At 67.9% G+C, this 10,015-nt stretch carries 8 protein-coding genes; all 8 read left to right on the top strand.

The annotated features are described in order from the left end of the window. Nucleotides 1-319: 319 nt before the first annotated feature. Nucleotides 320-784 (top strand): hypothetical protein, encoded by a 465-nt coding sequence (locus CJZ98_RS16460; RefSeq protein WP_157911053.1) that lies wholly within the window; start codon nucleotides 320-322, stop codon nucleotides 782-784. 22 nt (nucleotides 785-806) lie between these two features. Then, entirely contained in the window at nucleotides 807-1,772 is a 966-nt protein-coding gene (locus tag CJZ98_RS16455; protein WP_108723322.1) for an SWIM zinc finger family protein, read from the top strand. After that, nucleotides 1,765-2,292, top strand: a complete 528-nt coding sequence (locus CJZ98_RS16450; protein ID WP_108723321.1) for an MEKHLA domain-containing protein — start codon at nucleotides 1,765-1,767, stop codon at nucleotides 2,290-2,292. The genes CJZ98_RS16455 and CJZ98_RS16450 overlap by 8 nt, the downstream gene beginning before the upstream one ends. A gap of 114 nt (nucleotides 2,293-2,406) precedes the next feature. Further along, complete coding sequence (locus CJZ98_RS16445; protein ID WP_232756565.1) at nucleotides 2,407-4,248, top strand: diflavin flavoprotein; 1,842 nt, start codon at nucleotides 2,407-2,409, stop codon at nucleotides 4,246-4,248. Between the two features lie 125 nt (nucleotides 4,249-4,373). Beyond that, nucleotides 4,374-6,239: a diflavin flavoprotein gene (locus CJZ98_RS16440; RefSeq protein WP_094592202.1), complete on the top strand. Its 1,866-nt coding sequence runs from the start codon at nucleotides 4,374-4,376 to the stop codon at nucleotides 6,237-6,239. A gap of 297 nt (nucleotides 6,240-6,536) precedes the next feature. Next, nucleotides 6,537-7,673, top strand: a complete 1,137-nt coding sequence (gene sfnG, locus CJZ98_RS16435; protein WP_094592201.1) for a dimethylsulfone monooxygenase SfnG — start codon at nucleotides 6,537-6,539, stop codon at nucleotides 7,671-7,673. Nucleotides 7,674-7,743: 70 nt separating this feature from the next. After that, entirely contained in the window at nucleotides 7,744-8,271 is a 528-nt protein-coding gene (ssuE, locus tag CJZ98_RS16430) for an NADPH-dependent FMN reductase (protein WP_094592200.1), read from the top strand. A 115-nt stretch (nucleotides 8,272-8,386) separates the two neighbouring features. Next, nucleotides 8,387-9,664 (top strand): SfnB family sulfur acquisition oxidoreductase, encoded by a 1,278-nt coding sequence (locus tag CJZ98_RS16425; protein WP_094592199.1) that lies wholly within the window; start codon nucleotides 8,387-8,389, stop codon nucleotides 9,662-9,664. The last annotated feature ends 351 nt before the right edge of the window (nucleotides 9,665-10,015 follow it).

Below are 10,015 nucleotides of genomic sequence, written 5' to 3'. Positions count from 1 at the left end.
GCTCAGAGAGTTGGCCTACGACATCAAGGGGATGCTGGCGCTGGGAGGCGTTGCGCCACTGCGTGACAAGGTCTGAGCACACTTTTAGGCAGCCCTGATCCGGAGGCCCAGGTGTCGGCCCGCGCCCGGGTGCCTCAGGGTTCGGACTAGGGGCAGCTCACCCCCTGCGGCAGCCAACGGGGCGGCCCTGCGGCGCCCCTTGCTGTCGTCCCGGATGTCCCCCCTACAGCCCGGACACCTACAACGCCGAGTGGCGTGTACACGAAGAACCTTGAACCGAAACAACAGATATTGGCTGGCCACAATCTCGGCCATCGTTGTGGTTGTGGGGATTGCGGCCTATGTGAACCAGCGGAACCAGGAGCAGTTGGCATCCGAAGCCCAATCCCTGGCCCTGCGGGACCTCGCCAACCGGCAGGAACAGGCCGGTCGGCAGGATCAGGCCAACCGCGAGGCGATGGGCCGCCAGCTGAGCGACTCGGCCCTGCGGAGCGAACTGGAGTCCGCCGCCCAGCGGGAAGCCGCCCTCCAGGCACAGCTCGCGGCCATGGATGCGGCGAACCGGAACCGGGCCGCCGATGCCCAGCAGCAGGCCAAGCGGCAACAGGCCGAACGGGACCTGCAGGACCTCAAGACCCAGCGGGCCCAGCTCCAGAAACAGGTGAACTGCGCGCGCATCCAGCTCTCCGTGAACCAGCTGGTCGCCAGGGGCGACACCGACCAGGCGCTCAGGGTTCAGAAACAATGGGCCGTGCCCTGCCCCAATCTCCTGGCCGGCGGATGACCCGCATTGGCAGACTCTTGCCATGACCAGCACCCCCTCCAACAACGGCATCACCACCCAGCTCGGCGACCAGGGCCTGGGCCAGCAGCCCTGGTGGGTCGAGCAGTGGATGGAGCTGATCAACGGCTACCGCTTCAAGAAGCGCCTGGAGCGGGCCTGGGCCTACGCCCGCGAGGGCAACGTGCTCTCGATCCGCTTCGAGGGCCGCCGCGTGCACGCCCGCGTGCAGGGCAGCGGCGAGGAGCCCTACAAGGTGAAGCTCTGGCTCGACACCCTCAGCGACGAGGACTGGGGTTACGTGCTCGAGGCCCTCGGCCAGAAGGCCCGCTGGTCGGCCCAGCTGCTGGCCGGCGTGATGCCCCAGGACATCGAGCGCGCCTTCGCCGCCAGCGGCAGGCGCCTCTTCCCCTTCAAGCTGCAGGAGGTGCGCAGCGAGTGCAGCTGCCCCGACAAGATCAACCCCTGCAAGCACGCCAGCGCCGTCTACTACCTGATGGGCGAGCGCTTCAGCGAAGACCCGTTCGTGCTGTTCCAGATGCGCGGCCGCACCCGCGCCCAGCTGCTGGCCGACCTGGCGATCCAGCGCCGCGAGCTGCTGGCCAGGCAGGCGCGGGCCGCCAGGGCCGCCGCCCGCCAGAAGGAGAAGGACGGCACTCCAGCCGCCGGCCTCCCGGCGCCGGCCGCCGAGGGCTCCCTGCAGCCGGCCCCCGCCGCCATCAAGGATCCGAGCCGCTGGTGGCGCTACGACGCGGCCCTCGATCCGGGGCTCGTGGTGATCACCCCCGCCATGGAGGGCGAAACCGGCCTCGATGAGGCCGGCCCCCTGCCCCTCGCTGAAGACGCCCGCTTCCCCGAGGCCGGCCGTCACTTCGTGGAGCACCTCAAGGCCCAGGGCACCCTGCTGGGCCAGGCGGCCCTGGCCACCGCCATGGCCGCCGGCGCCGAGCGCTCCGGCGCCGCCGAGGGCGCCGAGGCCGCGGGTGGCTGAGGCCCCCTGGCTCGAGGGCTCCGCCCAGGCCCTGGCCGCCGTGATCCTGCGCTCCCACCAGCGCGGCTTCGGTCGGCCGCTGCTCACCCCGGCGATCCAGGCCGCCGTCGGCCCTGGCGGGTCCCGTGGCCCCCAGGACCCCGGCGCCGGGGAACACCTGGCCCTTGTGGCCCAGGAGCTGTTTGCCGCCGCCACGGTGGTGCTCGCCCACGACGGCGGGCCAGACCCGCGGCTGATCTACGCCAACTGCGCCGCCCTGCGCCTCTGGCGCCGGCCCTGGGCGGCCATGGTGGGCCTGCCCTCGCGGCTCACGGCCGAGCCGGCCGAGCGGGCCGGCCGGGCCCAGATGCTCAGCGAGGCCCAGCGCCAGCACGCCCTCGGCGGCTACACCGGCATCCGCATCGACAGCCACGGCCGCCGCTTCCAGATCCGCGGCGCCCGCCTCTGGACCCTCTGGAACGGCGCCGGCGAGCCCTGCGGCCAGGCCGCCTCCTTCAGCGACTGGCACTGGCTGGCCTGACGGCCGGGAGCCGATCCGGCCCTTCGCCGGCTGATGGCCCCGATCAGCGTTGCCGATGGCTGGCCAGGCCCCGGAAAGGGCTGCCTAGAGTCGCCCCCACCGGCACCGGCAGCCATGGCAGACACCGCAACGGCCAGCCCCAGCGCGACGGGCACCGCCACCAGCCCCGGCGCAGCCCCCGAGCCGCGGCTCTCGCTGCAGTGCGACGCCATCGGCCCCGACACCACCGCGATCCGCTCCCTCGACTGGGACCGCAGCCGCTTCGACATCGAGTTCGGCCTGCGCAACGGCACCACCTACAACAGCTTTCTGGTGCGGGGCGAGCGCACCGCCCTGATCGACACCAGCCACCTCAAGTTCGAGAGCACCTGGCTGCCGCTGCTGGAAGAGCAGATCGATCCCCAGGCGATCGACGTTCTGATCGTGAGCCACACCGAGCCCGATCACTCCGGCCTGATCGGCCATCTGCTCGATCGCAATCCCGAGATCACGATCGTGGCCTCCAAGGTGGCGATCCAGTTCCTCGAAAACCAGGTGCACCGGCCCTTCAAGAGCCAGGCCGTCAAGAGCGGCGACGAGCTGGATCTGGGCACCAACCCCGCCAGCGGCGTGCAGCACCGCTTCGAATTCCTCAGCGCGCCGAACCTGCACTGGCCGGACACGATCTTCTCCTTCGACCACGGCACCGGCATCCTCTACACCTGCGATGCCTTCGGCCTGCACTACTGCTCCGATGACCTGTTTGATGTGGATCCCGGCGCCATCGCCCCGGATTTCCGCTTCTACTACGACTGCCTGATGGGCCCCAACGCCCGCAGCGTGCTGCAGGCGATGAAGCGCATGGACGCCCTGCCGGAGATCACCACGGTGGCCGTGGGCCACGGCCCCCTGCTGCGCCACCACCTGGGCCTCTGGCTCGGCGACTACCGCGAGTGGAGCGCCGGCCGCAGCAAGGGCGAGGCCTACGCGGCCGTCTGCTACGTGAGCCAGTACGGCTTCTGCGACCGGCTCAGCCAGGCCATCGCCCGCGGCATCGGCAAGGCCGGCGCCCAGGTGCAGCTGGTGGACCTGCGCGCCACCGACGCCCAGGAGCTCAGCGCCCTGGTGGGGGAGGCCAGCGCCGTGGTGGTGCCCACCTGGCCCGCCGGTGGCGACGCTGAGCTGCAGACCTCGGTCGGCACCCTGCTGGCGGCCCTCAACCCCAAGCAGTGGGTCGCCTGCTACGACGCCTTCGGCGGCAACGACGAGCCGATCGACACCGTGGCCAGCCAGCTGCGCTCCCTCGGCCAGAAGAGCGCCTTCGAGCCGCTGCGCATCCGCCAGGTGCCCCAGGTGGCCGACTACCAGCGCTGCGAGGAGGCCGGCACTGACCTGGGCCAGCTGCTCACCCGCGAGAAGACGATCGCGGCCATGAAGGCCATCGATGGCGACCTCGACAAGGCCCTGGGCCGGGTGTCCGGCGGCCTCTACGTGGTGACCGCCCGCCAGGAGGACACCGGCGCCGACGGCGGCTCCACTGGCCTCGCCAGCGCTACCGCCAGCGCCACGGCCCGCAGCAGCGCCATGGTGGCCAGCTGGGTGGCCCAGGCCAGCTTCGACCCCCCCGGCATCACGGTGGCGGTGGCCAAGGACCGGGCCATCGAGGCCCTGATGCAGGTGGGCGATCGCTTCGTGCTCAACGTGCTGCGGGACGACAACCACCAGCAGCTGCTGCGCCACTTCCTCAAGCGCTTCCCCCCCGGTGCCGATCGCTTCGCCGGCGTCAACACCCTCGAAGGCGTGGCCGTCGGTGGCCCCGTGCTCGGCGATGCCCTGGCCTACCTGGGCTGCCGGGTGGTGCAGCGCCTGGAGGGCCCCGACCACTGGATCATCTACGCCGAGGTGGAGCAGGGCAATGTGGCTGACACGGAGGCCAGCACCGCCGTGCACCACCGCAAGGTGGGCAACCACTACTGAGCGTCAGCCAGCGCAACGGCACCCAGATCCAGGCACTCCAGCCAGACCAGCCCGCCCCAATCAACTCGGCCAGCACCGCCCCGCCCCGACTGCCGCGTCCCGCCCCTCCTGAAGCCCCGCTCCGCATGGCCCCCGATCTCCTCACCCAGGACAGCCCCCCGCAGAGCCCCGCGCCCGAGGCCGGACGCAGCGTGGTGGTGCTGCCGATCGAGGCGGGACTGGTGTGCCTGCGGGGCCTGAGCCCCCGGCGCCTGCGCTTCGAGGTGGAGTACGGCCTGGAGCGGGGCACGAGCGCCAACAGCTTCCTGTTCAGCGCCGGCCCGGCGCCCGGCGGCCACAGCATTCCACCGGTGCTGGTGCACCCACCGGGCGCCTCCTTTGCGGAGCCCTTCCTGGAGCAGCTGGCGGCCCTGGTGGAAGCCGAGGCGGCCCTGAAGGTGGTGGTGGGCCACGTGAACCCCAACCGGGTGGCCCTGCTGCGCCAGCTGGCCGAGCGCTGGCCGGCCCTGATGCTGGTGGCCTCCAACGCCGGCGCCCGCCTGCTGGAGGAGCTGTGGTCGCAACAGCGGCCGGCGGCGCCGGGGGCTGAGGCCAGTGCCCCGGCGGACCTGCCGCCCCTGCCGCCGATCGACATCGTCAAGCAGGAGGTGAGCAGGCCCCTGGCAGGTGACCACCGCCTGACCCTGATCCCTGCCCCCACGCCCCGCTGGCCGGGCGCCCTGATTGCCTTCGAGGAGCGCACCGGCCTGCTGATGAGCGGCAAGTTCTTCGCCGCCCACCTCTGCAGCGACAGCTTCGCCGAGGCCAACCGCAGCAGCAGTGAGGAAGACCGCCGCTACTTCTACGACTGCCTGATGGCGCCGATGACGCGCCAGGTGGAGTCGGTGCTGAACCGGCTCGACGCGCTGCCGATCCGCACGATCGCCCCGGGCCACGGGCCGGCGATCGCCGAGAGCTGGCGCAGCCTGCTGGTGGACTACCGCCGCTGGGGCGAGAGCCAGGGCCGCGCCAAGCTCTCGGTGGCCCTGCTGTTCGCCAGCGCCTACGGCAACACCGCCGCCATCGCCGATGCCATCGCCCAGGGGGTGGCCCGCACCGGCGTGCGGGTGGAGAGCATCAACTGCGAATTCGCCTCGCCCGAGCAGCTGCTGGAGGCCATCCGCGGCTGCGACGCCTTCCTGGTGGGCTCCCCCACCCTGGGGGGCCATGCCCCCACGCCGATCGTGGCGGCCCTCGGCACCCTGCTGGCCGAGGGCGACCGCAGCAAGCCCGTGGGCGTGTTCGGCAGCTTCGGCTGGAGCGGCGAGGCCCTCGATCTGCTGGAGAGCAAGCTGCGCGACGGTGGCTTCCGCTTTGCCTTCGAGCCGATCAAGGTGAAGTTCAGCCCCGATGCCGCCACCCTCAAGGCCTGCGAGGAGACCGGCACCGCCCTGGGCCGCCGCCTGCAGACGGAGCAGCGCAAGGCCCAGCGGCGCAGCGCCGCCGGCGGCCTCAGCGACAGCCGCAGCAACCCGGCGCTCCAGGCCCTGGGCCGCGTCGTGGGGCCCCTGAGCGTGGTCACCGCCGTGAAGGGCGAAGGGCCGGCGCGGCTGAGCGGCGCCATGGTGGCCAGCTGGGTGAGCCAGGCCAGCTTCTCGCCCCCGGGCGTCACCATCGCCGTGGCCAAGGACCGGGCGATCGAGGCCCTGCTGCATGTGGGCGACGCCTTTGCCCTCAACGTGCTGGCCGAGGGGCGCGAGAGCGGCCCGATGCGCCAGTTTCTGCAACCCTTCCCCCCCGGCGCCGACCGCTTCGCCGGCCTGGAGCTGGAGCAGAGCCCCGGCGGCCAGCCGCTGCTGCCCGAGGCCCTCGCCTGGCTGGAGGGGCGCATCACCCAGCGGATGGAATGCGGTGACCACTGGCTGGTGCTGGCCGAGGTGACCCAGGGCGGTCTGCTCGACGGCGAGGGCGCCACGGCCGTGCACCAGCGCCGCAGCGGGGCGATGTACTGAGGCGATTGCCGCCTGCAGATCCAGGTCTGCAGAAGTAATTCCAGGCACGCCTTGCCGTAGCTCTGGGCGCCACCCATCTTGCGAGAGCCAAGGATATTCCGTTGAGGTCCCGATCGTCTCGGGAGTCATCGCTTGGGCGGACTCCTCGCCTGCAGTGGGCATGGAGTTCATCGAATGGACAGTCGCGCCAACAGGGGGAATGGCTTCAGATAGCGACCGATCCCTGGCCAACTCTTCAGCACCATCCCAGCGCATCAGCGCCATGCCCGGCATCCCAACGCCCCATCCACCAACCCAATGACCAACCTTCCAAGCGTCAATGGTTCGTCACCCGGCGACGGTTCGATCCGCTTCGCCTACTGGGTTCCCAATGTGAGCGGCGGCCTGGTCATCAGCGATATCGAACAGCGCACCAGCTGGGACATCGACTACAACATCAAACTGGCCCAGATCGCTGAGAAGTCTGGTTTCGACTACGCCCTGAGCCAGATTCGCTTTACCGCGGGCTATGGCGCCGACAACCAGCATGAGCCGGTGATCTTCAGCACGGCGCTGCTGCGGGAAACCGAGCGCCTCAATCTCATCGTCGCCGTCTTGCCCGGCCCTTGGCATCCGGCCGTGCTGGCCAAGCAGATCGCCACCCTCGATCACCTGGCCCAGGGGCGCGTTTCCGTCAACGTCGTGAGCGGCTGGTTCAGCGGGGAGTTCCGAGCCATTGGCGAGCCCTGGCTGGACCATGACGAGCGCTACCAGCGCTCAGCCGAGTTCATCGAGGCCATCAAGGGAATCTGGACGGAAGACAACTTCACGTACCACGGCCGCTTCTACTACTTCGACAACTACACGCTCAAGCCCAAGCCGATTCAGAAGCCCCACCCCACGATCTTCCAAGGCGGCAGCTCCCGGGCCGCCCGTGATAACGCCGCCCGCCTGTCTGACGTCTATTTCACCAACGGCAACACCATCGAAGGGCTGAAGGCCCAGATCGACGACATCCAGGCCAAGGCCAAGGCCAATGGCCACAAGGTGCGCATTGGCGTCAATGCCTTCATCATTGCTCGAGATACCGAGGCTGAGGCCCGTGAAGTGCTGGCCGAAATCATCGCCAAGGCCAATCCCGCCGCCGTCAAGGGCTTCGCTGATGAAGTCGTGAATGCGGGCAAAGCGTCACCCGAGGGGGAAGGCAACTGGGCCAAGTCCACCTTCGAGGACCTGGTGCAATACAACGATGGCTTCCGCACCAACCTGATTGGGACGCCCGAGCAGATCGCCGAACGGATTGTGGCGCTGAAGGGCATCGGAGTTGATATTATTCTATCTGGCTTCCTGCATTTCCAGGAAGAGGTTGAGTACTTCGGTCGCCGCGTTCTACCCCTCGTGCGCGAGCTGGAAGCTCATCGGCTGGGGATCAAAGAAGTGGTCACCGTCGGCTGAACTGCACCCTTTCGGGTTTGCCCATTCAGTTTAACCCTTTCAGTTTAACCCTTTCATCCGCGTCTGATTCATGACTCGCGTTCTCCTCATCAACGGCAGCCCCACCGCCGTCTCCCGTTCCTCGGCCCTGCTCAGCCATGCGCGTGGGGGCTTGGAGGCGGCGGGTCTTGAGGTCAGTCAAACCAGCATCCTCGATTATCCCGCAGATGATCTTGTGCAGGCCCGCTATGGCAGCGATTCCTTTGCCACCTTCATTGAAGAGGTGGCTGCTGCCAGCGGCATCATCGTCAGCACGCCCATCTACAAGGCCTCCTTCTCGGGAGGCCTGAAGGCACTGCTCGACATCCTCCCCCAGGAGGCACTGTTGGGCAAGGCCATCCTGCCCCTCGCATCGGCCGGCACCATCTCCCATCTCCTGGCGATCGACTACGCCCTCAAGCCGGTGCTATCAGTGCTGGGGGCTCGGGATATTGAGCAGGGGGTATTCGCGGTGGACGATCAATTTGAGAAGGTCGATGGGGGATACACCCTCAAGCCCGAACTCGTGGAACGCCTCGACCGCAACCTCGGCTACCTGATCAGTCGCGTTCAACCCTAGGACCATGCCACATGCAGGTGTAGGCGCTACCACTCCCCATTGACTTTCACGCGCATACGTTAGGGCTGGCACTCTTGGTTGCTGACATTCGGCAAGCCTCCTCTATTCCAACACCATGACAACGACAACCCCGATTCCTGGAGCATCCATTGCCAGCGAATCCACCACCCCTGAAACTGCGCGCGCGATCCCGACCATTCAGAGGCCTGACCAGCCGGCCCACATCATCCAGAGTGATGAGGAAGCCATCGCCGTTGCCGAGCGGCTTGCGGCCGACTTTGGCCGTGAGGCGGCCCAACGGGACGCCGAGCGGCGGCGGCCGATCCAGGAACTTGATGCGTTCTCCCAGAGCGGCCTGTGGTCCATCAACGTACCGAAGCGCTTTGGGGGGCCCGAGCTGTCCTACGCCACACTCTCGAAAGTGATCGAGATCATCTCGGCGGCGGATTCCAGCTTGGGTCAGATTCCCCAGAACCATCTGGGAGTTGTGGCGGCGATTCGCACCGTCTCTGACGAGGCCCAACAGAGCCTGCTGTTTGGAGAGGTCCTCAAGGGAATCCGCTTCGGCAATGCCTTCTCCGAATACGGCTCACGCATCGCCGCAGAGTTTGACACCAATTTCAAGGAGGATGGCGATGACGTCATCGTCAATGGGCGCAAGTTCTACTCCACGGGCGCACTGTTTGCCCATCTGATTCCGATCGTGGCCCTTGATGACCAGGGGCGGGCCTGGTACGCCATCGCCGAGCGCGAGTCCCCTGGACTCACGATTATCGACGATTGGTCCAGCTTTGGCCAGCGGACAACCTTCAGCGGTACGGTTCTGCTGGACAACGTTCGCGTACCCAAGACCCATCTGGTGCCTGGCTACAAGGGCTATGACCGTCCTACGGCCGACGGGGCGATCTTCCAGATCATCCAGGTGGCTGTCGACACAGGTATCGCCCGCGGTGCTATCGAGGAGGCCATTCACTTTGTTCGGGGCAGCAGCCGTCCCTGGGTGGACAGCGGCGTGGACCATGCCTGGGAGGATCCCTACACCATCCAGATCATCGGCGATCTGACGATCAGGCTCCAGGCAGCCCAGGCACTGCTCGAGAAGGCTGGCTTGGCCATCGACCGCGCTGTGGCCGAACCTTCCGAGTCGACGGTCGTCCATGCCCAGCTCGCTGTGGCGGCCGCCAAAGTACTCAGCACCGAGGTCGCGATCGAAGCCACAAATCGCCTCTTTGAAGTTGGAGGCACCCGATCCACTTTGGAGCGGCATCATCTGGATCGCCACTGGCGCAATGCCCGCGTCCACACGCTCCACGATCCTGTGCGCTGGAAATATGCCATCGTCGGCAACCACGCCTTGAATGGTGTGAATCCACCCCTGCACGCCTGGAGCTGAGGCCCTCGATTCCCTGGGCCCCAACGCCCTGTTTGCACTGGCGCGGAAGAGCTAGCCGATCAGGCAGTTCCTCCGCGCTTCCTGCCAGACAGTGATGCTTTGTTGCGCCGCTCGATGGAGCAGAGCCTTGGGCCTGGGCCGACTCTGCGGATAACCCTGACCCGCCCCTGGAGCTTGTGATGTTTATATCTGTAACGGGAACAGCCAGGAGAATCCCCCGCTACCGACAGAGCCCCTCACCTCCGCTGCAATGGCAGGGCTGCCTAAAAGTGTGCTCAGACCTTGTCACGCAGTGGCGCAACGCCTCCCAGCGCCAGCATCCCCTTGATGTCGTAGGCCAACTCTCTGAGC

This window comes from Vulcanococcus limneticus LL (assembly GCF_002252705.1).
GTDB lineage: Bacteria > Cyanobacteriota > Cyanobacteriia > PCC-6307 > Cyanobiaceae > Vulcanococcus > Vulcanococcus limneticus.
Note: the sequence above shows the minus strand (reverse complement) of the source record. Positions and strands in the feature narration are given on the sequence as shown.

Coding starts and splice junctions, on each gene's coding strand:
- CJZ98_RS16440 (WP_094592202.1), top strand. CDS start 4,374: ATGGCCCCCGATCTCCTCACCCAGGACAGCCCCCCGCAGAGCCCCGCG.
- ssuE (WP_094592200.1), top strand. CDS start 7,744: ATGACTCGCGTTCTCCTCATCAACGGCAGCCCCACCGCCGTCTCCCGT.
- sfnG (WP_094592201.1), top strand. CDS start 6,537: ATGACCAACCTTCCAAGCGTCAATGGTTCGTCACCCGGCGACGGTTCG.
- CJZ98_RS16425 (WP_094592199.1), top strand. CDS start 8,387: ATGACAACGACAACCCCGATTCCTGGAGCATCCATTGCCAGCGAATCC.
- CJZ98_RS16445 (WP_232756565.1), top strand. CDS start 2,407: ATGGCAGACACCGCAACGGCCAGCCCCAGCGCGACGGGCACCGCCACC.
- CJZ98_RS16455 (WP_108723322.1), top strand. CDS start 807: ATGACCAGCACCCCCTCCAACAACGGCATCACCACCCAGCTCGGCGAC.